Origin of the sequence: Arthrobacter flavus, assembly GCF_039526005.1 — a bacterium.
GTDB classification, from domain to species: domain Bacteria; phylum Actinomycetota; class Actinomycetes; order Actinomycetales; family Micrococcaceae; genus Arthrobacter_D; species Arthrobacter_D flavus.
Genome location: NZ_BAAAIJ010000032.1, coordinates 83,263 through 107,291 on the forward strand (window position 1 = coordinate 83,263; position 24,029 = coordinate 107,291).

Consider the following 24,029-nt stretch of genomic DNA (forward strand, 5'->3'; position numbering starts at 1 on the left):
AGCCCTGATGGTTGTCACGCATAGTGCGGTCGGACCAGCGGCCACTATGATTGCGGCAGGGGATTAGTCCCGCAGCTTTCGCCAGCAATGGCACAGCACCGCTTCGACGATGAGGATTGACGTGTCCAACAACGCCAAATCAGCCCAGTATTCAACGCTCTCCCGCTCGCTGGCGGTCGGCGACGACGAACCGGACCGCAACCTCGCCCTGGAACTGGTCCGTGTGACCGAAGCTGCAGCCATTGCCGGTGGCCACTGGGTGGGTTACGGCGACAAGCTCAAAGCCGATGGTGCAGCAGTCGACGCCATGCGTTCGCTCCTGTCGACAGTCCACTTCAACGGCGTCGTGGTCATCGGCGAGGGGGAGAAGGACGAAGCCCCCATGCTGTTCAACGGCGAGCGGGTCGGCGACGGTAGCGGCCCCGAGTGCGACGTCGCGGTCGACCCGATCGATGGCACCCGTCTCACCGCGCTTGGCATCAACAACGCGATCGCGGTGCTCGCGGTCGCCGAGCGCGGCACCATGTTTGACCCTTCCGCCGTGTTTTACATGGAGAAGCTGGTGACGGGCCCCGAGGCCGCTGACATGGTGGATCTGCGCCTCCCCGTCAAGCAAAACCTGCACCTGATCGCCAAAGCCAAGGGCAAGTCGGTCAACCAGGTGACAGTGATGATTCTGGACCGCGACCGCCACCGCCCCCTGGTCGACGAAATCCGGGCCGCCGGTGCGCGCACCAAGTTCATCATGGACGGCGACGTGGCCGGCGCCATTGCGGCAGCCCGTGAAGGAACCGACGTTGATGCCCTGATGGGGATCGGCGGCACCCCCGAAGGTATCGTCGCCGCCTGCGCCATCAAGTCGCTGGGCGGAGTGATCCAGGGCCGGTTGTGGCCCACCAGCGATGAGGAGAAGCAGAAGGCCATCGACGCCGGTCATGACCTGGATCGGGTGATGTCCACCTCGGACCTGGTCACCAGCGACAACTGCTACTTCGCCGCCACCGGCATCACCGACGGCGACCTGGTGCGCGGTGTCCGGTACAACAAGGGCAAAGTCCTGACCCAGTCCATCGTGATGCGGTCCAAGTCCGGAACCATCCGCGTGGTCGACGGTGAGCACCAGGCCCACAAGTGGGAAAGCTACGCTCGTCTGAAGTAGGACGCCGGGCGGGTCCTGGATCAAGGCTAGGGTTGAGGGCATGACCCTTACTGTTGTGCAATGCGTCGACGAGTCCCGGTGGGACTCCGCTGTGAATGAGCTGCTGGGGCACCCCCAGCAGCTCTGGGGCTGGGGCAAGACCAAGGCCGCCCACGGGTGGACCGTTGACCGGGTGCTGATGCAGGATGACGGAGTGCTGGTGGGCTGCGCACAGGTGCTGCTCCGTAGGCTTCCCCTGCCGTTCAGGTCCCTGGCCTACTGCCCACGTGGGCCGCAGACAGCGCCGGGGCGCGAAGCCGACGTGCTGGGCGCGCTTGAAGTCTATGTCCGCCAGGCCCACCGGTCAGTGGCGTTGAGCATTGAACCCGACTGGGACGCCGAGGCGGCTCCGTCCACGGCACTGCCGGCAGCCGGGTGGCGCAGTACCGCGAACACCATCCTGATTGGCCGCACCCTCATCCTCGACCTCACCCTCAGCGAGGACGAGCTCCTCGCGGGAATGAGTAAGAAACATCGGCAATACATTCGGAAGTCCGGCCGGGAGGACCTTGAGTACAGGCAGGTGACCCGAGCGGAGTTGCCCCAGTGCCTGGCGGTCTATCGTCAGACTGCCGAGCGGGCGGGGTTCGGTATCCACGAGGATCCCTACTACCTGGACATCTATGACAACCTTGGCAGCGCGTCGCCGGTGCTCGCCGCTTTCCAGGGCGACGACGTCGTAGCGTTCCTCTGGCTGTCCGCCAGCGATCACACGGTCTTCGAACTCTATGGTGGGATGACACCCGAGGGTGAGCAGCTGCGCGCCAACTATGCCCTGAAGTGGTTGGCAATCCAGTCCATGAAGGAGCGGGGCGCGGTGCGGTATGACTTCAACGGGCTGCTCAACGACGGAGTCTCCAAGTTCAAGATGGGCTGGGCCAAGCACGAAGACCAGCTGGCGGGCACCTGGGACAAGCCGCTTTCACCCCTCTACCCCCTGTATTCCCGGGCGATGCCGCTGGCCCGGGACGGGGTGCGCCTCGCGCAGGTCACTGCAGGGAAGCTGAAGGCGAAGCTGCCCGGACGCCACTAGGTCAGCTAGCGGTGACCTGACCGTCGGCAACGGTCCAGCGGGAGTCCAGCCTGACATTCTCGAGTAGCCGCCGGTCATGCGAGACCAGGAGGAGCGCCCCGTCATAGTTCTCGAGTGCCTCCTCCAGCTGTTCAATGGCCGGCAGGTCGAGATGGTTGGTGGGCTCGTCAAGCACCAAAAGGTTCACTCCGCGGGACTGCAGGAGGGCCAGCGCAGCGCGGGTGCGCTCCCCGGGGGAGAGGCTCCCCACGGTACCGCTGACCTGATCGGCTTTGAGCCCGAACTTGGCCAGCAAAGTGCGCACCTCAGCCCGATTGAGGCTCGGAACTAGCGCTTCAAACGCATCACCCAACGGCTCGGATTCCGCAAACACGCCGCGGGCTTGATCAATCTCTCCCACGGCAACACTGGCGCCCAGCCCGGCGCCGCCGTCGTCGGGCACCAACTGGCCCAGCAACAGGGCCAGCAGGGTGGATTTCCCCGCACCGTTCGGCCCGGTTATCCCAATCCGGTCCCCGGCATTGACCTGCAGCGTGACCGGCCCGAGAGTGAATCCTCCGCGCCTGACCACCGCAGAATTGAGGGTTGCCACCACCGAGCTGGAGCGCGGGGCGGAGCCGATGGTGAACTGCAACTGCCATTCCTTGCGCGGTTCTGCCACCTCATCGAGGCGGGAAATCCGCGATTCCATCTGCCGGACCTTTTGCGCCTGCTTCTCCGAGGATTCCATGCTCGCGCGCCGGCGGATCTTGTCATTGTCCGGGCTCTTCTTCATCGCGTTGCGGACGCCCTGGGAACTCCACTCCCGCTGGGTGCGGGCGCGGGAAACAAGGTCGGACTTCTTGTCGGCGAACTCCTCGTAGGCTTCCCGTGCATGACGTTTCGCGACGGCGCGTTCCTCAAGATACGCGTCGTATCCGCCGTCGTAGACGGCAACACTGCTCTGGGCAAGGTCAAGTTCCACCACTGTGGTGATGCAGCGGGCCAGGAACTCGCGGTCGTGCGAGACCAGTACGACGCCGCCGCGCAGGCCGCGCACAAATTCCTCCAAGCGGGCAAGGCCAGCCAGGTCAAGGTCATTGGTGGGCTCGTCGAGGAGCACGATGTCGAACCGGCTGAGCAGCAGGGCGGCCAGCGCCACCCGGGCGGCCTGCCCTCCCGAAAGCCCAGTCATCGGTGTGTCGGGTCCAAGGGTCAGGCCAAGCTCAGCCAGTACCTGGGGGATACGGTCGGCGAGATCGGCGGCCCCACACGCCATCCAGTGGTCGAGGGCGGCCCCATACGTGTCGTTGGCGGCCTGGGTTCCGGAAGCCAGTTCATCGGCGGCGGCTTCCATCGCCGCGGTGGCCGCCGTCGTTCCCGTCCGCCGACCGAGGTAGCCCTCAATGGTCTCGCCCGGTAGTCGCTCCTGCTCCTGCGGTAACCAGCCGACAAACGCATCAGCGGGCGCGGTGGTCACGCTGCCGCCAAGCGGGTCGTCGACGCCAGCGAGGAGCCGGAGCAGCGTCGATTTGCCTGCACCGTTGGCGCCGACGACGCCGACGACGTCGCCCGCCGCCACCGTCAGATTCAGACCGGAGAAGAGGGTGCGGTGGGCATGGCCTCCGGAGAGGTCTTTCGCCACGAGGGAAGCAGTCACCCATCTATCTTAGGGACTCGGTCCGCAGCGGGCTGCGCTGTACCCCGGCCGGTGCCCCTGACGCCCCCTGGGGTGTGCAGGAAAGTGGCGGGGCTGCAGATAAGTGGTGGGCCAACCACTCAGCTGCGGGGCGGCCACTACTCTGGTGCCGCGGTGCCCGCCGGTGCCGCCGTGCCGCTGGTGCCGCTGTTGTCCGCGGTGCCCGGCCGGTGCCAGGCGGTGGGGCTCAGCCGGCGAGAGTTACCGCGAAGGCGAGGGCGCCGTCGTCGTCCTGGTCGGTGTCGGGCCCGGTGCCGACGGCGAGCTTCACCATGACGGGAGCCTCGTTGGCCGGGACGAAGGCGCTGGAACCGCGAGGCACGATCAGGTCGCCGCGAGGGGAATCAAGAACGATGCTGCCCGAGACGGCCAGGACCAACACCGGACCGTTCTGGGCCAGAGGCACATCGGCGGAGGCCATTGAATCCGACCCCATACGGAGCTCAAGGCGCTGCAGGGCGAATTCCTCGAAGGGCGGGCAATACAGTTCCTGGCCCAGGCCCGTGTGGCGTACCTCGACGGCCGGCACGCTGACCGGCTCGAAAACCACAGTCCGCAGCAACTCGGGAACGTCGATGTGCTTGGGTGTCAGGCCGCCGCGCAGCACGTTGTCCGACGCCGCCATCACCTCGATCCCCAGGCCGCTCAGGTAGGCGTGGACGTTCCCGGCGGGCAGATAGATGGCTTGCCCGGGACTGAGCGATACGCGGTTCAAAAGCAGTGCCACCAGCACGCCGGGATCCGCTGGGTAGTGGGCGGAGAGCTCACGGACTGTGGCCGCTTCCCTGCCCGGTGCGGAGGCCACAGCCGCGGCGACAGCTTCTGATGCCTGCGCCGCAGCTTCGCCGCCGGTCAGGAGGCGGGTGAAGGCGCTTCGCAGGGCGTCCTGCGGGCTAGATCCGGTGAGGTCGCTGACGACGTCGGTCAGAAGCTGGGGTGCAGGAGCGCCGGATTCCGTGACGGCCGAGATCAGGCGTTCGAAGACCCCCGCAGCCTCTGCCACCGGCCGGAACCCGCACAGAGCCTCAAACGGGGTAAGAGCGAGGATCATCTCGGGTTTGTGGAACCCATCCCGGTAATTGCGGTGCGGAGCATCGGCGGGCACGCCGGCAACGTTCTCGGCCGCAAACCCGGCCGCAGCCTGGGCGCTGCTGGGGTGGACCTGTAGCGACAACGGGGCGGCGGCGGCGAGCACCTTCAATAGGAATGGCAGCCGGTCACCGAAACTCTGCACGACCTCGGGGCCAAGAGCCCGCTCCGGACCGGAAGCGATCAACTGGTCCAGGTTCTGGCGGGTGCCGTCCTCCAGCACCGCCTGGGAGGGCGAGTCTGGGTGGGCTCCCACCCACAGTTCAGCTTCGGGGCCTCCCGAGGGGACCCGGCCGAGCAGCTCAGCGATCGCCGTCTCGGAGCCCCAGGCGTAGGGCCGCAGCGTGTTCTCCAGCAGGTACATGGCTGACTCGTTTCCTTAGGCGGGACTGCATTCCCCGTTGTTGTCCAACAGGGTGCTGAGGGTTGCACTGTCCCCGATGGTGGCCAGCTGCTGCAGGTACTCTTCAGTGATTTCCGGCGCGGTCACCTGCGCGGGCACGATGGCTGGTTGCACAGGTTGGAATACCGACACCGCTGTGGTTGACGCCAGTTCAGCTGGAACGGGTGCGTCTGCGGCGGGATCCGCTCCAGTGGTTTCCGCCAGGGTCTGCTGCACCCGCTGATGGATCTCCTCGAACACCGGGTAGGTAACGAAGTTGTCCGCGGCCGTGCCGAAGTCGGGTGGCCCGATGGTCAGGCGACGGGTTTCGTGGTTCTTTGCTTTCAGGGCAAGGTCGACGAAGCTCCCCAGCTGGTCCAGGGAGATGTCGGTTTCGACGATGTCCGCGCCGGCACTGGCCAGGTCCTCGAACCGGGTGAGAACGGTCGCCGGATCCAGTTGGGCAATCATGGCCTGCTGGACGCACTGCTGTCGGGCGATGCGGTGATAGTCGGTGACAAACTCCCGGGATCGCGCGTACCAGAGCGCGTGGTACCCATCGAGGGTCTGCACTCCGGGGGCGATCCATCCGGACGGCGGATAATGCTGGATCGGGTTGGTGCCGGGGATTTCCGCAGCAGTGATCGGAACCCACCCGCCAGCGTCGATCGTGATCCCACCCATGGCGTCGATGACCTGGGAGAAACCTTCCATGTCGACCAGGATGTAGGCCTGTACCTCGATCCCCAGGATGCCGCCGGCGGCATCCATCATGGCTTCCGCTCCTGGATCGTCGGACTCCGGGTAAAGGTCGGCGTGGTCCTGGGCGATTGTCGGGTAGAGGCTGTTGATGATGCACTCGTCGCCGCAGTTGTACCCATCAGGGTAGATCTCCCACAGGGGGGAATCCTCGGTGAACGGGGCATTCTGGAAGTTCCGGGGGATGCTGAAGGTCACGGTGGCCCCCGAGGAGGCATCGACGCTGATCACCGAAATGCTGTCAGGCCGGCGTCCGGTCCGGTCCTCGCCAGCGTCGCCGCCCATCAGCAGGAAGTTGTACCGGCCATCTACAGGATCGAAGGCGGGGCCGGCCTGAAAGATGGAGCCGAAGGTGCCACGACTTACGTTGAGCAGATAGGCGCCGTAGGCGAGGGATCCGCTGGTGACCACCATCAGTGCCACCAGGGATCCGGCGACAACTGGACGCATGGATCGCTCCAGGAGAGGGGGCCTGATGATCCGCAGGGTGTTCAGGAAGAGAACCGCCCAGGACACGGCAAGGACCAGTAAGACGATGATCAGGAAGAGTGACCACCATTGGTGGGTCACTGCGCTCACCAGTGCTGTCCGGTTGGTGACCGCGATGACAATGGTGGCCAGCACCGACAGCCAGACGGCGAAGGTCACCAGAAGCGCCCTCCGGCCCAACCGCCGATTACCGGCAACAATCTGCGCCGAGCCGGGCAGAACCAGGGTCAGCAACAGGAGGACGAAGGCGCGCTTGGTGCGAACCCTGGGTGTCGCTGCCTGCGGGTAGCGAACCGGATCGGTGAGCAGCCACTGCCCCTCCGGGTCGGAAGCCTGGCTCATACGCCGCTCTTCTCGGGTGGAGTCGCTCGGGATCGAAGGGCAGCACCCTTTTGAACGGCGGTCTCCCGCAGGCCGGCCGCAAAGTCGACGAGCTCAGCTCTGAGGCGTTGCGCCAGGGCGTCCTCACCGGCTGCGAGCATCCGCACGGCGAGCAGCCCGGCGTTGCGGGCACCACCGATGGAGACGGCGGCAACCGGCACTCCGGCGGGCATCTGGACGATCGACAGGAGGGAATCCATTCCGTCAAGGTATTTAAGCGGCACCGGCACTCCAATCACTGGCAGCACGGTGACCGAGGCGAGCATCCCGGGCAGGTGAGCGGCTCCGCCGGCGCCGGCGATAATGACGCGAAGGCCCCGTTCTTGTGCCTGCTGCCCGTACGCGATCATTTCGGTGGGCATCCGGTGGGCTGAAACGACGTCGGCTTCGAAGGGTACCCCGAATTCGGTCAGGGCCTGTGCTGCCGCCTCCATGACCGGCCAGTCCGAGTCCGACCCCATGACAAGCCCTACCAGCGGATCATTCACGCGTTTTCCTTCCGGATCTTTGAACTGTCGGGCCCATTCCGGAGAATAGCCGCAGCTCGTTCCGCCCGGTTCCGGACGGTTTCGAGGTTTTCGCCTGCCAGAGCCACCGCATTGACGTGGCCGATCTTGCGGCCGGGACGCACACCCTTGCCGTAGGAATGGATCTTCGCGGCTGGCTCAGCCGCCAGCGCTGCCGGGTAGGCGCTAAACAGGTCAACGTTGTCGCCACCAAGATAGTTCTTCATCACTGTCACGGTACCCAGGGTCCCAGTGTCGCCCAGGGGCAGGTCCAGGACCGCGCGAAGATGCTGCTCGAATTGTCCGGTGACTGAGCCGTCCATGGTCCAGTGGCCGGAGTTGTGGGGGCGCATGGCCAGCTCATTCACCATAAAGCCGGCATCGGTGCCCGGGGTTTGGAAGAGTTCGACAGCCATGACCCCGGTCACCCCTAGATCATCGGCAATTCTGAGCGCTGCCTCACCGATCGACGCTGCGAGTTCTGCGGAGAGGTTGGCAGCTGGTGCGATAACTTCATCGCAGACCCCATCCACCTGGATCGAGTGAACGACAGGCCACGCCCGGGAGGACCCGGACGGGGTGCGGGCCACGAGGGCTGACAGTTCACGGCTGAACTCGACCTTGGCTTCGGCGAGCAGCGGGCTGCCCTGGAACCAGGCGGCGGCGCGGCCGGCATCGCCAGGAGTGTTGACCACCATGACCCCCTTGCCGTCGTACCCACCGCGGGGGGTCTTCAGGACCACAGGCCAGCCAATCCGGTCCCCAAAAGCGCACAGTTCCTCGACCGAAGAAACCTCAGCCCACTCAGGATTGGGGAGACCCATCCGGTCGATGGCGCGGCGCATCACAATTTTGTCCTGTGCGTGGGCGAGGGCCTCTGGCTGCGGTTGCACGTTGACGCCGTCCGACTGCAGCGCCCTGAGCAGGTCGCCGGGGACGTGCTCGTGGTCGAAGGTCAGCACATCGACGCCGTTGGCAAAGTCCCGGAGATCGTCGAGACTGCGGTAGTCGCCAATCGTCGAGGAGGCGACAGCGGCTACCGCCGAGACATCGGGGCCTTCGGCAAGGACACGGAGGGTGAAGCCGAGCTGGATGGCGGCGGGGGCCATCATTCGGGCTAGCTGGCCGCCGCCAACGACGCCTATTACGGGGAAAGTCACGTATTCAGGGTACCCACTGCTCGGCTCTGCGCTGGCATGCGAAGCCTGCGACGGGAGGGTTTATAGGAAACTCCCATGCTTGGCGGCTAAAATGACTCACTGGCCGTTGTGCATGGAGCATGGTGGTACTTCATTCACGATTGCACGTCCGCGATCAAGGTGAACCAGACATGCAACCGGACCGCGGAGGGTCATGTTTTCCAGAGTGGCAGAGCGCATCAGGGGCCTAGCCTCCCTGTTCTGGCGAGAGGTCGCCAAGTTCGGTGCTGTTGGCGGTGTGGCGTTTGTCATCGACAACGGGCTGTTCTGGTATCTGATCCATGGCCCCATGGCAGACAGCGAGGTCAAGGCGCGTTTCGTCTCCGCGTCTGTCGCTACCGTCTTTTCCTGGATCGCCAACCGTTACTGGACCTTCAGGCGCCGCCGGCAGGCAAACCCGATGCGCGAACTGACCATGTTCGTGTTCATCAACGTGATCGGAATGGGGATCGCGGCGGGCTGCGTCTGGATCGCCAAGTATCCGCTCGACATCACTGACCGACCCACCCTGTTCTTTGCCGGGGTGGTCGGGACGGTGCTCGCCACAATCCTGCGCTTCGTCGCCTATCGCTTCTGGGTGTTCAACGTCGAACTCGACGAGGACCCCGCCTTCAGCCACGACCGTGAACTCTTCGGCCACCCAGATGAGAGTCACCCAGATGAGAGCCACCCCGATGAGAGAGGCGCTGACGGGCAGGTGAGCGAGACAAGCGGCGCTCCGGCGGGACCCCGGATGGTCGATTCGCTGGACAGTCCGTCGCCGGACCCTACTCTCCCACGCGATCAGTAACGCGCTCGCTCGCCAGCAGTTTCTCGGCCAGTTCGACACCGGGGTCGACGACGATCAAGGTGCCCCCCGTGGTCCAGCAGTGCACTGCTGCGGCCAGCACCGTCTCCAGTGGCAGGTCTGCCTGCACTAATAAAACGCCGGCGGGCGTCCAGTCGCAGGCGGCGGCGCGATCGAAGAGGACCTGCATGCCGAGCGTCGTGCCGTCCTGCTCCACGGCGATCTGGTCTGCGTCAGCCGGTGGAAGATCGAAAAACTCATCCCCATAGCTGCGGACCTCGGCGGCATAGTCGACGGCTCCGGCCGGAAGCTGCCCTGACCACTTCAGGTCGAGCGCGCCGAGAGCTACCAGCACCAGAAGCTGGGTGGGTCCGGCCACCGTCACGGCGTCGGAGGAACTTACTACGAGGTCCACCGGCTGGTCCGATCCGTCAGAGCCATCGACTGGAATAGCCCCTACCTGCCAGCAGGCCAGGGCCCAGACGAGGGTCTTCCAATGGCCCGGCAGTTGCAGCGCCACCCGGGTGCCGGGGGTGGCATCCAGTTCTTCGACCAGAAGGTTGGAGGTTTTGGCCACCCAGTTGTCGAGGACCCGGCCGGAGAGCTCGATCCGCTCACTGTCCGGCCCGTACCAGATCAGGCGCGGAGCAGACGGGTTCACCGTACGGAGTTGATTCATGAGCTGGGGGACTGGTGTGGCTGAATCCATGACCGGTTGATGCCTTCCTGGCGACGTCTATTTTCCTGCGTTTCGTGGCTGTTTCTCCCGGCTGGGACGAATCGCCAGTGTCCCGGGGGACACGCCGCCGGTATCGTGACAAACTCTCAGCGTGGCGTGAACGGGTTCCCGGGAAATAACTCTATAAGATTCCTCCCGGCGCTTGACTGAACACGTATTACACGCGTGTAATTAGGTATCGGAAAGTTCCAGCACATCGGACACTTGGGCCGCATGCCTCTCGCAAACATTTTTTTGCTCAGCAGTCGTGCCTGAATCCACCACAGTAGCTGCTGGAGCGGCAACACCGGGAGGGCTGACATGGGACAGGCAGAGAAGGTCGACGATCGTTCGACCATCCAGGCACAGGCATCGGCTCGTTACGGATCACGTGGGGTGCCGAGCGACTGGTTTGTCGACCCGGCGGACCCGGATGCGGCAGAACGTTATCGGCGTAGCACCGAGAGTTCGCTGGAGGATCAGGCCACTGCCTTCCTGACCGCACACGAGGCACTGGCTGACGACCCCAGTGAAGTCGAACTGCCCGATGCGCCAGCTGATTCGAGGCCCTCCGATCTGTTGGCTGCCCCCGAACGCATCTCGTCGCCGTCGAGGCAGGCACCGGCGCGCAGCGACCAGGCGGTGTGGATTGGTCTTCCGGGGATTGGCCAGGATTTCGACGACGAGGGCGAGCTCGGCTGGCAGGCCGACTCCCTCTGCGCACAGACAGACCCCGAAGCGTTCTTCCCTGAAAAGGGTGGTTCCACCCGCGACGCCAAGAAGGTGTGCGGTGCCTGCAACGTGCGGTCGCAGTGCCTTGAGTACGCACTGGCCAACGACGAGCGTTTCGGCATCTGGGGTGGGCTGTCCGAGCGTGAACGGCGCCGGCTACGAAAGCGAGCGGTCTAATTCTGCAGCACCCGCGCGTCACAGCCGTTGTGGTCACCCACAACGGCTCAGCTTTTCTTCCAGCCACTCTCGCGGCACTCCGAGCACAGCGGCACCAGCCGAACTTTGTTGTCGGTGTCGACGCCGGGTCCACCGACGATTCGGCGTCGATCCTGCAGCTGGAGCTTCCAATCGGCAGCCCAGTGGTCGGCTCGGCGGCGAGAGCCGGTTTCGGTGCTGCAATCCGGGTCGGTCTCTCCGAGGTTCCGGCGCGCTCCACCGCCGACGACACCCATGAGTGGATCTGGCTGCTCCATGACGACTCGGCGCCCGAGCCGAACGCTCTTGATGAACTCCTGCTCGCCGTCGAGCGCGCTCCATCAGTCACTGTTGCAGGGTCGAAACAGGTCGAATGGGACAACCGCCGAAAGATCATCGACGTCGGTCTGTCCATCAGCCGATGGGCCGAACGCCTGACCTTGATTGACGTCGATGAGCTCGATCAGGGCCAATACGATTCGCGGAGCGACGTTTTTGCCGTCAACTCAGCGGGCGTGCTGGTCCGCCGTGATGTGTGGGAGGAGCTCGGAGGTTTCGACCCGGCGCTCCCCGGTACCGGCGACGACGTCGACTTCTGCTGGCGGAACCGGCTGGCCGGGCACCGCGTGGTGGTTGTTCCCACCGCGGTCATGCGGCACGCCGACCCCCGGCAGCATCCCACCGCCGCCCAGCGTGCCGCCCGCAAGGCTGAGGTCTATCTGCGGTTAAAGCACGCGACGCTGTGGAAGATCCCGTTTCTCGCGGTTGGCGCGGTCATTGGCGGGTTTGGCCGGCTCCTCATGGGCCTGTTGGCCAAGGACCCGGGGTATGGGTTCAGCCAGTTGTTCGCGAGCATCGCCGCAGTGCTCCGCCCGGTGGACCTCTTCAGGTCCCGGCGCCGCGCAGCCCTCACGAAGAAGCGCCCCCGCAGTGTGGTGCGGGCGCTGCGCACCAGCCGCCGTGAAGTCTGGTCCCACCGCCGCTCGGTGATCGAGGCCTTCTCCGCTGAGGGTCATCTCAGCGAGCAGGCCATTGCCGACGAGCAAAGCACCTACATCCCCTCAGGCGACGCCGCCGAAGATTTCAGCTCACTGGTCGCGCCCTCCCGCACCTGGGTGGGTGTCGGAGCGGTTGCCGCCTCAGTGGTCCTCACCGCTGTCTCAGTGGTCACGCTGTACCGCTTCATCGGTGCTCCCGCGTTGGCTGGGGGAGCACTCCTGCCAGTCTCCACCAGCATGGTCGACATCTGGCACAACGCCTCGACCTGGTGGATCACCCTGGGTTCGGGCATGTCGGGACACGGGGATCCCTTCGGGTATGTGCTGTGGTTGCTGGCCGCGCTCGGCCTGGGGAACGGTAACGCTGTGCTGGTCACCCTGATGCTGCTGGCCCTGCCCCTTGCCGGGCTGTCCGCATGGTTCGCCACCGGAGCGTTGACCTGGAGCAGGGGTCTGCGCTTTTGGGCAGCATTTTTCTGGGCGGCAGCGCCAACGCTTCAGGTGGCGCTGGGTAGCGGCCGGCTTGGGGCGCTGATCGCGCACGTGCTCCTGCCGCTAGCGGGGCTGGCCTTGCTCCGTGCAGTCGGGGCCGCACGGGCGCCGCGGCCGGGGGCCCACCCGCAGCCTGGCGACGCGACGCATGCCTCCGCTGTGCCAAGCCTTCCCGCTCACGACGACGACGCGTATGCCCGTCCTCGTTCCGTCGAGATGATGTTGAAGCCAGGGATCAACGGGGTACCTAGCTGGACCGCCGCAGCGGCAGCAGGGCTCCTGCTGGCGGTCATCACAGCTGGTGCGCCGTCATTACTCCCACTCCTGGTGGCAGGGGTCCTTGGCACCATGCTGTTGCTCCGTCGCCGGGCGAAGACTCTGTGGTGGTCCTTACTGCCACCCTTGGCTTTGTTCGTTCCGTTCATCGCCTCAACCACCAACCAACTGCGGGCCGTTCTGGGTGATCCGGGTGTGCCGGTTCCGTTTGTCGTCGCTGAGCTGTGGCAGCAACTGCTGGGCCACCCGGTTGCCTTTGAACCGCTGGCCCCGCTCGCCGCACTCCCCTTCCTCCCTGACGGTCCGTGGGCGCTGGTGGCAGCACTTCTCGTCGGCGGGCCGGCAATCCTGCTGGCCGTCGCGGCCCTGTTTCTCCCCGGCCGCGGGACCCCGATGGTTCTAGGACTCTGGCTCCTTGGCCTCGCAGCAATGTTGCTCACCACGGTCCTGTCCTTTGTCGCAGTGTCGGTGGGGTCCTCGGCGCTGGTCACGCCCTTCACCGGCCCTCTTGTCTCGGTGCTGCTGCTCGCCATCGCCGCCGCCGCGGTCATCGGGGCAGATAAGGCGATCTCCGCCCACCAGCTACGGACCGCTCGTCGCGCCCGGGCCGATTCCACTGCACCGCGACGACGGACCGGCCCCGCACTAGTGGCCGCCGCCGTCGTCTTCGCGCTCGGCCCAGCAGCGAGTCTGGCGCTCTGGTCGCTGCCTTCACCGGCTGACAGCGTTGCTGCCGCGACCACGGCTCCTGCCGCCGACGCAAGCGGGACCGAGTTGGCCGGTACCCGCTTCGGCGCCGACATACTGGTGGCACCCAGCACCGAGCGCACCCTGCCCGCGACCGCGGCCGACCGTGGGAACAGTGCAGAGCGCACCAAATCCCTGGTCCTGAACGTCGACGGCAGCAACAACGTCAGCGCCGCCCTGATGCGCAGCGGCGGCACCACCCTCGATCAGCTCTCGCAGATCTATTCGGCCCGCGGCCTGTACGGTCCACTGGGGTCCGCAAGTCTCCGCGAGGACGACGAGGCAACCGCCGCCATCAGAAGCACCGTTGCGGTCATCGTGGCTGGCTCCGGGTACGACCCCCGGGAGGAACTCAGCCAGCTGGGGGTGGGGTTCGTGGTGTTGCAGCAATCGGACTCGGCAGCGGAAGTACTTGCCGGTCAGATTGACTCAGTGCCTGGACTCGTCGCGGTAGGAAATACCACTTCCGGTTGGCTCTGGCGCGTGGTACCCCCCTCGGGTGAAGAGAACGCGGCAGTGCCCGAAACCAGCGCGGTTGAGGGCTCGACCACCGGAGCGCGCGCCCGCATCGTGGAGGCTGACGGAACCACCTCAGTAGTGGTCGATTCAGGGTCAGCGACTGTCACCTCGGTCATTCCGGCTGGCTCGGCGGACCGCACCCTGGTGCTGACCGAACGCGCCGACGCCGGCTGGCAGGCCACCCTCGATGGACAGCCTCTCGACACCGTTGAATCCGGCTGGTCCCAGGCATTCGCCGTGCCAGCAGACGGCGGCAGGCTTGAGGTCAGTTATGAGACACCCTGGGAGCCCTGGGCTGCCATCGGCTCAGCCCTCGTCATCGGACTGACCGTTCTGCTGGCGATCCCCATGCCATCGCGGCCACGCTTCGTGCGGGCCTACCCTGGGCGTCGTGGCCAGCCGGTCGCACTGGTTCAGTCGCCCGCCGATGGGTCCGATGCTGAAACAGCAGGTAGCGTGCCCCCGGTGGGCGGTGGATCACCTCACTACGGCGAGTCACCCAGTCTCGACGAAACACGCCAGCCTGGTGAAACACCCGACGAAGAATCGATACTCAGCGGAAGGGGACGGTCATGACCGAACCAGGAGCTGAGGTAGAACCGACAACGCGGCCGCGGACCAAGCGGCGGCAGTCCGGTGTGCTCCGGCGGGCTGCCGGAATAGGTGCGGGAGTTCTCCTGGTCGGCACCAGCGGCGCGCTGGTCGCCGGCGCCGTCGTCCTCGACCCTACGGGTGCTGCCACCCAATTTCCCATCCCGGTCGCTGAGGTGCCAGCTGGCGAATACACGGGCGTCTGCCCGGCGCCGCCGCGGCTGCTCGAAAGCGATGCGGCGCTCGCCGACCCGGAGTTCAGTCCTGAATCAGAAACAGCCTCCACTACGGTCAGCGGTATGGTGCTCAGCAGCCTCGGCGGGATACTGCCTGGCAGCACCCTGAGCCCGCTGGGCTCAGGTGAGGCCCTGGCCACCATCGCGACGGGTGGGCCAGACGACTCCGGGGCGGGTTCGGTCCCGGAGTCTGTGACCAACGAGGACGGGCTGACCAATCGGACGGCAGGGGTCCTGACCGACCAGGCAGCCGATGGGGTGAGCGTCTTTTCGGCGCAACCAGTGGGCAGCCAGCCTGCCACCGCCGGTGCGGTGATGAGCTACACCGCCACCGACGGCGATTTGGCTGGCCTGGCGATTGCCCACTGCAGTGCGCCGAGCAGCGACTTCTGGATTCTTGGCGCGTCCACCACGGTGGGTGCCACCGCAGTCCTGAACCTCTCAAACCCGTCGGGTACCCCTGCTACGGTCAACCTCGAGCTGTACGGGCCCGATGGGCCGATTGAAGCAGGGGGAACCCGCGGGCTCCTGATCGCCCCCGGTGACACCGAGTCGATCGTGCTCGCCGGTCTCGCCACCGATCAGGACCAGCTGGCGGTCCGTGTGCTGAGCGACGGCGGACGAGTAACCGGGAGCATCCAACAGAGCGTCCTGCGTGAACTCACCGCCGGCGGTGTTGAACTTCTCCAGCCGGCGGCTCCTGCAAGCAACACCCAGGTCATCCCGGGGGTGCGGGTCCAGGATGAGGACATTGCCGACGAGATCAGTGCCCAGGACGGCTATGAGACTGCCACTCCTGCAGCCCAAATCGTCGTTCCGGGCAGCACTGACGCGGTTCTGAATGTCAGGGTTTACGGTTCGGGAGGTGAGATTGAGCTTCCGGACGGGGGAGTGCTCACCGCGGCGGCCGGCGCCGTGACAGGCGTGTCGCTGGAAAGTCTTCCCGCCGGTGACTACACGGTCGAGGTCACCTCCGATGTGTTGATTTCCGCCTCAGCCCGAGTCAACCGGGGCGTGGAGGCCGGGGAACCCGTCGATTTCGGGTTCGCCCCGTCCGGAGCACGCCTGGGTAACACCCAGGTAGCGGTGTTGCCCAGCGGGTCGCGAGGCGCACTCGCGTTCGGCGCACCCTCCGGTCGGTCTGAGGTTCAGCTCACCCCCGTGAACACCGACGGGACTCTGCAGCCCGAGCAGACAGTGAGTGTGGCTGGCGGCACCACGGTGACCGTCGAAGCAGCGGATCTGGGGGATGACGTCGTGGCAGTTCTGATTGGAGCGTCGGGTGATCCGGTGTATGGCGCCCAGATGCATCAGCTGGATGGCGAGGCAGGGATCTCGGTGACACCGCTTCCTCCCGGGAGCGCCGGACAGCTCAGTGTGCCGGTCAACCTGGGGTACTGAGTTCTTCACCGGGCAGGATCCGGCAGCCCAAGATCAGGAGCGGGAGCGCCCGTAGGCTGGATCCACGGCTTCGGGCGCCATCCCCAGTAACTCGGCGGTTTGCTCTACTACGACGTCGTGGACCAGCTCGTTGGGTGCGATGAAACCCCCTGCGGCCAGCTCAACCGGGTGCCGGTAGATGATGATCGTCGGCGGCCGGTTTGGCGCGGCGGGTATGGCTGTGCCGAGCAGACCGCGCAGCGATTGTGCGGTCATGGTTTCGAGATTCGCCGGAATGTCCTGGACCACCATTTGCAGATCGAGAATGCGATCCCCCCAGAGGCGTTCCAACCGCTGGGCCGATTCCATCACCCACTCGTCGAACCGTTCAGAGCGGCTACGCGACCCGGGAAGGGGTGGTGGGATCATCGGCCCGCGAAGGCCCCGGCCGTGCCTGTTTCTCCGGCGGCGACTGAAACTCGGGCCGCGAAGGGTGGACCCGTCGGCGTCGTCCGGGTCGGTCAACTGCACAGAGAATGTTGAACTGTCCCGCATGTACTGACTGTAAACCCATTGGGCCTCAATGCAAGGTTTTGCAGGCCATTGGGCCAGCAAAAACGTGTGGTGACAAAATAAGACCGGAATGGGACACCGCGGGTCCGATGAGGCGAATCAACGCCGCGCTGACCTCCACCATGATCCCCGCCCTCGAGGGGCAGAGCGGGTAGGCTGACTTGTCGTGGGATCCCTTCGAACCTGTTCACGCTCCGCCTGCGAGCGCGCTGCCGTCGCGACGCTCACCTTCGTGTACTCCGATTCCACCGCGGTACTTGGTCCACTGGCCACCTACGCTGAACCCCATTGTTATGATCTATGCACCTCCCATGCCGAACGACTGACTGTTCCGCGTGGCTGGGAAGTAGTCAGACTTGCCCTGCCAACGACTCCGCAGGAACCACACCCGGACGATCTCGTGGCCCTCGTCAATGCCGTTCGTGAAGCTGCCACCGACCGTAACCAGGACACTGGCCCGGGGGTCCGGGGCAGCAAGGGAACCCTTGAACCACCCGCTGGTGCTGGCGCTGGCGGCGCGCGACGCGGGCACCTGCGCATCCTCCGCGAACAGTAGGATCCTCCGCCCAGAGTAGGCTGGCCGGTTACGTGCCGGGCGAATCACGGTTCTGCCGCCGCCCGCCCCCGCGATAAGCTTGGATCATGAGCCCCATATCGCCTGATCTGCTTGCTGTGGTCCGCTGCCCCGTCACAGGCTCCACGCTGGTCGACAAGGGGGATTTCCTGGTTTCCTCAGTGACCGACAGCACAGGAAATCCGGTGCACTACAGCATCGACGAAGGCATCCCTGTGCTCCTCCGTCCCGAACTACTAGTAGCAGCCACCGAGGCCGGCTCCGACCAGCACGATGGACCGGTCGCAAATTAGTCCCAGTGAAGCACCAACGAACAGGAATGCGCCACACCATGACCTTTGACTTCAAAGTTGCCGATCTCTCACTCGCCGAAGCGGGGCGACACCAGATCCGCCTCGCCGAGCACGAAATGCCGGGACTCATGGCCTTGCGTCGTGAATTCGGCGACAGCCAGCCCCTCAAAGGCGCACGCATCGCGGGCTCCCTGCACATGACGGTCCAGACCGCAGTGCTCATCGAAACCCTTACCGCGCTCGGCGCCGAGGTCCGGTGGGCCTCCTGCAACATTTTCTCCACCCAGGATGAAGCGGCTGCCGCGATAGTCGTTGGCTCGGGCACAGCAGACCAGCCCGCCGGTGTGCCGGTCTTCGCCTGGAAAAACGAGACCCTCGAGGAATACTGGTGGACCACCACCCAGATCCTGAGCTGGCCGGGCGAGCACGGCCCCAACATGATCCTCGACGACGGCGGCGACGCCACACTGCTGGTGCACAAGGGTGTTGAATTTGAGGCAGTTGGCGAGGTCCCCGCTGGACCGTCCGAGGATGACATTGACTACTCCCACGAATTCTCGGTCGTCCTGGACGTCCTCCGCGGCACCCTCGCCGAGGATCCGCAGAAGTGGACCCGGATCGCGGCAGACATCAAGGGCGTGACGGAAGAGACCACCACTGGCGTCATGCGGCTTTACCAGCTGGCACAGCAGGACAAGCTGCTGTTCCCTGCCATCAACGTCAACGACTCCGTCACGAAATCCAAGTTCGACAACAAGTACGGCATTCGGCATTCCCTGCCCGACGGTCTCAACCGTGCGACCGACGTCCTCATCGGAGGAAAAGTCGTGGTTGTGTGTGGGTACGGAGACGTTGGAAAGGGTGCCGCTGAGGCACTCCGTGGCCAGGGTGGACGAGTCATCGTTACCGAAATCGACCCGATCTGCGCGCTGCAGGCCGCGATGGACGGATACCAGGTGGCACGCCTTGAGACGGTGCTGGCGCAGGGTGACATCTTCATCACGACCACCGGCAACAAGGACGTCATCATGGCGCACCACATGGCAGGTATGAAGCATCAGGCCATCGTCGGGAACATTGGCCACTTCGACAACGAGATCGACATTGCCGGTCTGGCGAAAACCCCCGGCATCCGCAAGGTCGAAATCAAGCCCCAGGTGCACGAATGGGTGTTCCCCGCCGATGAGGCGAACGGCTTGGCCGAACACACCATCATCATGCTGTCCGAGGGCAGGCTGCTGAATCTGGGCAACGCCACCGGGCACCCATCCTTCGTGATGAGCAACTCGTTTGCCAACCAGACCATCGCCCAGATTGAGCTGTTCACCAAATGGAATCAAAACGACCTCGAGGGAAACCGCGAGTACGCCAACCAGGTGTACGTCCTGCCCAAGATTCTTGATGAGAAGGTGGCCCGGCTGCACCTCGACGCGATCGGCGTTGAGCTCACCGAGCTCACCAAAAGCCAGGCCGAATACCTGGATGTCGAGGCATCGGGTCCCTACAAGTCGGATCACTACCGTTACTAGCAGCAGGCCTGATGTGGCTGTGATCTAGGGCTTGGTCAAAAATGGCTGCCCCACACCGTAAAATCGGTAGTGGGGTGGCCATTTTTTCTCAGCAGAATTGTGGGTAGGACGATGACCGAAGGTCAGCAGGGTATGAGCAAGAGCCGAAAAGGGTGGGTCATCGGTGGGGTGGCGGTGACAGCTGTTCTGATCGCGGCCGGTGCCGCGGTAGCAGTTGCCCCCAACTGGGCGGGAACCGAGAACACGCCGGCGGCATCTTCATCGCCGGCCGCTACCGAGCCCGAAGCAACGCCGTCCCCAACGCCCACGGTGGCGACAGAATTTGAGTTCGGGGCGACTCCCGCCGATAACGCCGAACAGGTCAATCCGATTGCTGTGCCTGAAATCCGGGTCGAGGACGCGGTCATCGAAAGTGTGACGCTCCGCCCAGCTGACGGCGGCCAGCCCATTGAAGGCACCCTCAGCGCCGGTGATTCGCTGTGGACGGCCAGCGAGCGGCTCGAGTTCGCCACCACCTATGACTTCGACTTTGTGCTGGCCGACACCGCAGGCAATACCGCCACCGAATCGCAGAGCTTTACCACCGTGATGCCCGCCAACGAAGCCGATGCGGGTATCTATCCGGTGGACGGCACCACTGTGGGAACGGGCCAGCCAATCGAGATCAACTTCAGCGAGCCGGTCATCAACCGTGACGACGTGGAGTCAGCGATTACCATCACGAGCTCCAGCGGCCAGGCCGGTGCCTTCCATTGGCTCAGCGACACCACAGTGCGATACCGGGCCGAAGAGTTCTGGGCACCCAACAGCACCATCACCGTTGACATGAACCTGTTCGGGGTGGACTACGGCAACGGCATGATCGGTAACTTTGATCGCCAGATGACCATCAATACCCACAACACCAAGCTGGCGGTGGTCGACAATGAGACCAAGACGATGGACGTCTATATTGATGGGGCCCTGACCCGAAGCTTTCCCATCACTCTCGGAACCGAGGACTGGCCGTCGACGATCGGTTACCACGTGGTGATGGAGCAGTATGAATCCACCAAGTTCACCGCTGAGTCAATTGGGCTGGAGCCCGGGGACGAGGCCTACTATGAGCCCACTGTGGTGAACCACGCAAGCCGGATTTCCAACGGCGGCGCTTTCGTGCACGAAGCGTTGCCCGCCGCCCAGGTCGCGTTGGGCAACATCAATGTCTCCCACGGGTGCATCGGAATGTCGCCTGAAGGGGCCAAATACTTTTACGACACCTTCGGACCTGGCGACGTCGTTCAGGTCAAGAACACCGGCTACGGTCCCATGTTTATCTGGGACGGCTTCGGGGACTGGAACACGCCCTGGAGTGAATACAGCAGCCAGCCGTAACCGTCGGCGTCCCGTCCACGGCGGATTACTGGTTGAACGGCAGCCGGTGTAGCCGCTCGGCAGCCTTGGCGGTCCGTGCACGCTGACGGCTCAGCCTTCCGAAGTCCCGCTCCCGCCGTTCGGCGAGGACCGCGTTGAGGAAGTCTTCCGGGTGGGTGCCTGCGGGGGGCAGCGGAGCGACGTACACGGACACCTCAGTTGCCAGCTCAGTTGCCAGCGACTGACGGGCCATCAGGGTTAGACGGGGCGCCTGGCCGATGAACGCCGCTACCCGCCGCGCCAGGGGATCCGGAAGCTGCAGAAGATCCGCGGTGGCAAGCCAACCAGTGAGGTGCGGGGGAGTCACAGCCCTGGTACGGGGTTTCTCCACCACCCGCTCATGCATGGAGTAGGTGCCCGCCAGCAGGTCACCCAGCCGCTTCGATCGCTCATTGAACACCGCTACCAGGAAGGCCAGGGAACCCACCAGCAGGTAGATTTCGAGGACAGCGAGCATTCCGCGAATGAAGGCGTGCCGGAATCGGATGGCACCGCCGTCGTCACGCACGATTCTCAACCCCATGACCAGCCGGCCCAACGATTTGCCTCTGGTCAGGGTCTCGATGGTCACCGGGACCACGAGCACCACGAAGACGACCAGGACCAGGACCAGCGCCTGGCTCAACGCCGGGTCCAGCGAACCCCCCAAGGTACCGCTGACCCCCAGAATGATCGCCAGGGCCAGAAGGGCCTGGGCGACGATGTCAATGAGCAGGCTGATGCTGCGTGCGCCGAAGGACGCGGGCCGCAGCTCCAGGACTACTGCCTCACCTGTCACAACCGAGCTCATTGCACATCCCTCTGATCGACCGGCCCCGGTGGGACCTTCATCCTGAAGCTTATCGGCCGCGACCCGGCTAAGCTGAAAGGGTGGACGTTGATGCTTTCGTTGAGGTGAACCGCCCGGACTGGGAGCGGCTTGATGAGCTGGTCCGTCGGCGGAAGTTATCGGGGGCCGAGGCCGACGAACTGTTGGTGCTCTACCAACGCACCTCGACCCACCTGTCGATGATCAGGTCAATTGCTCCCGAGAGTGCCCTGTCGGGTGCCCTGTCCATGCGGCTATCCCGCGCACGGACCCGATTCACCGGCGCCCGCTCCAACTTCATGGAGGACGTAGCAGGGTTCTTCGTCGTGTCCCTGCCCGCGGCCTTCTACCGTGTGCGATGGCTGACCGTGGTCGTCGGCGTGCTCTTCATCGGGGTGGCCTGGCTCTACGGTGCCTGGGTAGCCAACACCCCGGGGGTCATTGCAGCGATGGGCGGCGACGAATTCGCTGAGCAGTACGTCCAGGAAGATTTCGTCAACTACTACTTCGAGAACCCCGCGGCATCCTTCGCGGGCCTCGTGTGGACCAACAACGCCTGGATTGCGTTGCAGGCGGTGGCCTTCGGGGTGACTGGCATCTGGGCGCCGTGGATCCTGTATCAGAACGCCCAGGGCATCGGCATGGCTGGTGGCACCATGGCTGCCTACGGTGAATTGGACACGTTTTTCATCTACATCCTGCCCCACGGCTTCATGGAACTGACAGCAATTTTCATCGCAGCCGCGGCGGGGCTGCGCATCTTCTGGGCCTGGGTGTCGCCGGGGTCCAGGACCAGGGCCAACGCGCTCGCCGAGGAAGGCCGATCGCTCATCACCGTCGCACTTGGCCTGGTGCTCGTTCTTTTCATCTCCGGGCTGGTGGAAGGGTTCGTTACGCCCAGCCCGCTCCCCGCCTGGTTGAGGATCAGCATTGGGTTCCTGGTGTTCGCCAGCTATTGGGCCTATACGCTGCTGCTGGGCCGCCGTGCGGTAAACGCCGGGCACACCGGGGATCTTTCGAGTCTGGACCGGGGCGAAACTGCTCGCACTGCCTGATGTGATGTTGTTTGTGGGTCCCAGGCGAGGTCAGCTGCCCGACGTCGGACCGGCCTCCACCGGATCCGGCAGGGGCGGCGGTACGCTCGTTCGTAAGTACTTGCGCAATTCCTAGGAGAAAACCCAGTGGCTGAAAACGACGAAACCAAGCAGCAAACTGGAGCTGATGTGCAAGCCGGGGAATCCGGCGCGGCAACGACAGCCATCCCGGTCGAACCGGCTGGTGAATCGACCATCGCGCAACGGAGTTCGCTACCGATGCGCAGGGCGAGCACGATGCCGGATCTCAGCCGCTTCGACGACTCGCAGCAGGACTCGGAGGCAGGCGGGACAGCCCCTTCGGCGGCAGCAACTGCCGAACAGGCCGACCCGGAGCCTGCCGGTGATTCTGCCGGTGCCAGGGCCGAGCCCAGTAGCCCCGCCGCTGACGGCCCCGCCACTGATCCGGCGCCGACCGATCCTGCCAAGGATCCTGCCAACGATCCTGCCCCTGACACTGCGGCCCTGTCGGCTCGTCCGGCTGAGGAAGAAGTGAAACGGCGGGCCGCCGAACGGGATGAAGCGTTCACCGGAAAGCCCGTCATGGCGCGGGTCTTCCAAGTCATGATCGCCGTGTTCTTCCCGATTATGCTCCTCGCTGCGGCGATCCGGGCGGTCACCTCGCCCCTCTTCCTCTGGGTGGAGTACCACCGGCCGGGCTTCCCGGCCGACAGCTTCGGCTTCAGCACCGACGACCGAATGACCTATGGCTCGTACACCGTCGACTACATCCTCAACTGGGCATCGCCGCGCTACCTCGGAGAGCTCGTCAACTCCGACGGCGACCAGCTTTTCCTGGACAGCGAGGTGGGGCACATGCTCGACGTCAAGGTGGTCCTGGTGATCAGCTTCGCCGTCGCGCTCGCCATGCTCGTCTTCACCATCGCCGCCTGCTGGTACCTGGCACGCACGTATCCCGGCGGTGTCCGCAGGGGCCTGTTCTCCGGAGCCCTCGCAACACTGATCCTGATGATCGCACTGACCGTGACCGCCGTCCTCGGCTGGCAGACCTTCTTCACCCAGGTCCACGCCCTGTTCTTCGCCGACGGTACCTGGACCTTCAGGGCGGATGACACCCTGATCCGGCTCTTCCCGGCACAGTTCTGGATGGACGCAGCAATCACTGTTGCGGCGCTCGTCCTCATCGTCACGGTGGTCACCCTCGTGCTCACCTGGCCCACTAAGGGCCGGCGCGACAGGTCGCGGCTCGCAGGTGAAGCCGCCCAGCAGCGTCGCCTGGATTCGTTGGCGCTCTAGCGAGCCAGCCACCGCTGAGGAGCGAGCTGTGGTGGGCTGGTGATCCGCCAGGTCGCCAGAGCTAACCCTTCAGCGGATGTGGTGGAGGGGGTCCGGTTCGCTG

The 24,029-nt window shown here is 64.9% G+C and carries 20 protein-coding genes; 12 read left to right on the top strand and 8 right to left on the bottom strand.

All coding sequences use genetic code 11. From position 1 onward, the window contains the following. The first annotated feature begins 121 nt into the window (after positions 1 to 121). Positions 122 to 1,159: a class II fructose-bisphosphatase gene (gene glpX, locus ABD059_RS08060; protein ID WP_024476365.1), complete on the top strand. Its 1,038-nt coding sequence runs from the start codon at positions 122 to 124 to the stop codon at positions 1,157 to 1,159. Between the two features lie 40 nt (positions 1,160 to 1,199). Beyond that, the gene (locus ABD059_RS08065) at positions 1,200 to 2,231 is read left to right on the top strand and encodes a lipid II:glycine glycyltransferase FemX (protein ID WP_343878888.1); all 1,032 of its coding nucleotides are present in this window, start codon (positions 1,200 to 1,202) and stop codon (positions 2,229 to 2,231) included. Between the two features lies 1 nt (position 2,232). Here the strand turns inward: ABD059_RS08065 and ABD059_RS08070 are convergent, their stop codons facing one another. The 5 genes from ABD059_RS08070 to ABD059_RS08090 form a co-directional block, all read right to left on the bottom strand. Next, positions 2,233 to 3,870 (bottom strand): ABC-F family ATP-binding cassette domain-containing protein, encoded by a 1,638-nt coding sequence (locus ABD059_RS08070; protein WP_343878889.1) that lies wholly within the window; start codon positions 3,868 to 3,870, stop codon positions 2,233 to 2,235. 226 nt (positions 3,871 to 4,096) lie between these two features. Continuing rightward, complete coding sequence (gene manA, locus ABD059_RS08075; RefSeq protein ID WP_343878890.1) at positions 4,097 to 5,362, bottom strand: mannose-6-phosphate isomerase, class I; 1,266 nt, start codon at positions 5,360 to 5,362, stop codon at positions 4,097 to 4,099. A gap of 15 nt (positions 5,363 to 5,377) precedes the next feature. Beyond that, entirely contained in the window at positions 5,378 to 6,970 is a 1,593-nt protein-coding gene (locus ABD059_RS08080; protein ID WP_343878891.1) for an LCP family protein, read from the bottom strand. Continuing rightward, positions 6,967 to 7,470, bottom strand: coding sequence for a 5-(carboxyamino)imidazole ribonucleotide mutase (gene purE / locus ABD059_RS08085; RefSeq protein ID WP_343879194.1), 504 nt, complete (start codon positions 7,468 to 7,470; stop codon positions 6,967 to 6,969). The genes ABD059_RS08080 and purE overlap by 4 nt, the downstream gene beginning before the upstream one ends. 23 nt (positions 7,471 to 7,493) lie before the next feature. After that, complete coding sequence (locus ABD059_RS08090; protein ID WP_343878892.1) at positions 7,494 to 8,675, bottom strand: 5-(carboxyamino)imidazole ribonucleotide synthase; 1,182 nt, start codon at positions 8,673 to 8,675, stop codon at positions 7,494 to 7,496. Between the two features lie 193 nt (positions 8,676 to 8,868). Here ABD059_RS08090 and ABD059_RS08095 point away from each other — a divergent pair, with 193 nt between their 5' ends. Then, positions 8,869 to 9,504, top strand: a complete 636-nt coding sequence (locus tag ABD059_RS08095) for a GtrA family protein (RefSeq protein ID WP_343878893.1) — start codon at positions 8,869 to 8,871, stop codon at positions 9,502 to 9,504. Here the strand turns inward: ABD059_RS08095 and ABD059_RS08100 are convergent. Beyond that, positions 9,482 to 10,210 (bottom strand): TIGR03089 family protein, encoded by a 729-nt coding sequence (locus ABD059_RS08100; RefSeq protein ID WP_343878894.1) that lies wholly within the window; start codon positions 10,208 to 10,210, stop codon positions 9,482 to 9,484. The genes ABD059_RS08095 and ABD059_RS08100 overlap by 23 nt on opposite strands. A gap of 330 nt (positions 10,211 to 10,540) precedes the next feature. Between ABD059_RS08100 and ABD059_RS08105 the strand changes: the two genes are divergently transcribed. Genes ABD059_RS08105 through ABD059_RS08115 form a run of 3 tightly spaced genes read left to right on the top strand, consistent with a single transcriptional unit; the run spans position 10,541 to position 16,406 of the window. Continuing rightward, the gene (locus ABD059_RS08105) at positions 10,541 to 11,128 is read left to right on the top strand and encodes a WhiB family transcriptional regulator (RefSeq protein WP_343878895.1); all 588 of its coding nucleotides are present in this window, start codon (positions 10,541 to 10,543) and stop codon (positions 11,126 to 11,128) included. Between the two features lie 2 nt (positions 11,129 to 11,130). Then, entirely contained in the window at positions 11,131 to 14,754 is a 3,624-nt protein-coding gene (locus ABD059_RS08110; RefSeq protein WP_343879196.1) for a glycosyltransferase, read from the top strand. After that, positions 14,751 to 16,406, top strand: coding sequence for a DUF5719 family protein (locus ABD059_RS08115; RefSeq protein WP_343878896.1), 1,656 nt, complete (start codon positions 14,751 to 14,753; stop codon positions 16,404 to 16,406). The genes ABD059_RS08110 and ABD059_RS08115 overlap by 4 nt, the downstream gene beginning before the upstream one ends. 33 nt (positions 16,407 to 16,439) lie before the next feature. Here the strand turns inward: ABD059_RS08115 and ABD059_RS08120 are convergent, their stop codons facing one another. Then, positions 16,440 to 16,940 (bottom strand): metallopeptidase family protein, encoded by a 501-nt coding sequence (locus tag ABD059_RS08120; RefSeq protein WP_343878898.1) that lies wholly within the window; start codon positions 16,938 to 16,940, stop codon positions 16,440 to 16,442. A 184-nt stretch (positions 16,941 to 17,124) separates the two neighbouring features. Here ABD059_RS08120 and ABD059_RS08125 point away from each other — a divergent pair, with 184 nt between their 5' ends. The 4 genes from ABD059_RS08125 to ABD059_RS08140 all read left to right on the top strand — a co-directional run bounded on the left by ABD059_RS08125 (position 17,125) and on the right by ABD059_RS08140 (position 20,728). Next, positions 17,125 to 17,514 (top strand): DUF3499 domain-containing protein, encoded by a 390-nt coding sequence (locus tag ABD059_RS08125; protein WP_343878900.1) that lies wholly within the window; start codon positions 17,125 to 17,127, stop codon positions 17,512 to 17,514. Positions 17,515 to 17,600: 86 nt separating this feature from the next. Next, a complete protein-coding gene (locus tag ABD059_RS08130; RefSeq protein ID WP_343878901.1) occupies positions 17,601 to 17,825 on the top strand; it encodes a hypothetical protein in 225 nt (74 codons plus the stop codon). 38 nt (positions 17,826 to 17,863) lie between these two features. Further along, positions 17,864 to 19,354, top strand: coding sequence for an adenosylhomocysteinase (gene ahcY, locus ABD059_RS08135; protein WP_343878902.1), 1,491 nt, complete (start codon positions 17,864 to 17,866; stop codon positions 19,352 to 19,354). A 132-nt stretch (positions 19,355 to 19,486) separates the two neighbouring features. Beyond that, positions 19,487 to 20,728, top strand: coding sequence for a L,D-transpeptidase (locus ABD059_RS08140; protein ID WP_343878903.1), 1,242 nt, complete (start codon positions 19,487 to 19,489; stop codon positions 20,726 to 20,728). 25 nt (positions 20,729 to 20,753) lie between these two features. Here the strand turns inward: ABD059_RS08140 and ABD059_RS08145 are convergent, their stop codons facing one another. Beyond that, positions 20,754 to 21,557, bottom strand: a complete 804-nt coding sequence (locus ABD059_RS08145) for an RDD family protein (protein WP_343878904.1) — start codon at positions 21,555 to 21,557, stop codon at positions 20,754 to 20,756. 80 nt (positions 21,558 to 21,637) lie between these two features. Here ABD059_RS08145 and ABD059_RS08150 point away from each other — a divergent pair, with 80 nt between their 5' ends. Beyond that, positions 21,638 to 22,630, top strand: coding sequence for a stage II sporulation protein M (locus tag ABD059_RS08150; RefSeq protein WP_343878905.1), 993 nt, complete (start codon positions 21,638 to 21,640; stop codon positions 22,628 to 22,630). A gap of 126 nt (positions 22,631 to 22,756) precedes the next feature. After that, positions 22,757 to 23,926 (top strand): TIGR01906 family membrane protein, encoded by a 1,170-nt coding sequence (locus tag ABD059_RS08155; protein ID WP_343878906.1) that lies wholly within the window; start codon positions 22,757 to 22,759, stop codon positions 23,924 to 23,926. Positions 23,927 to 24,029: the final 103 nt, after the last annotated feature.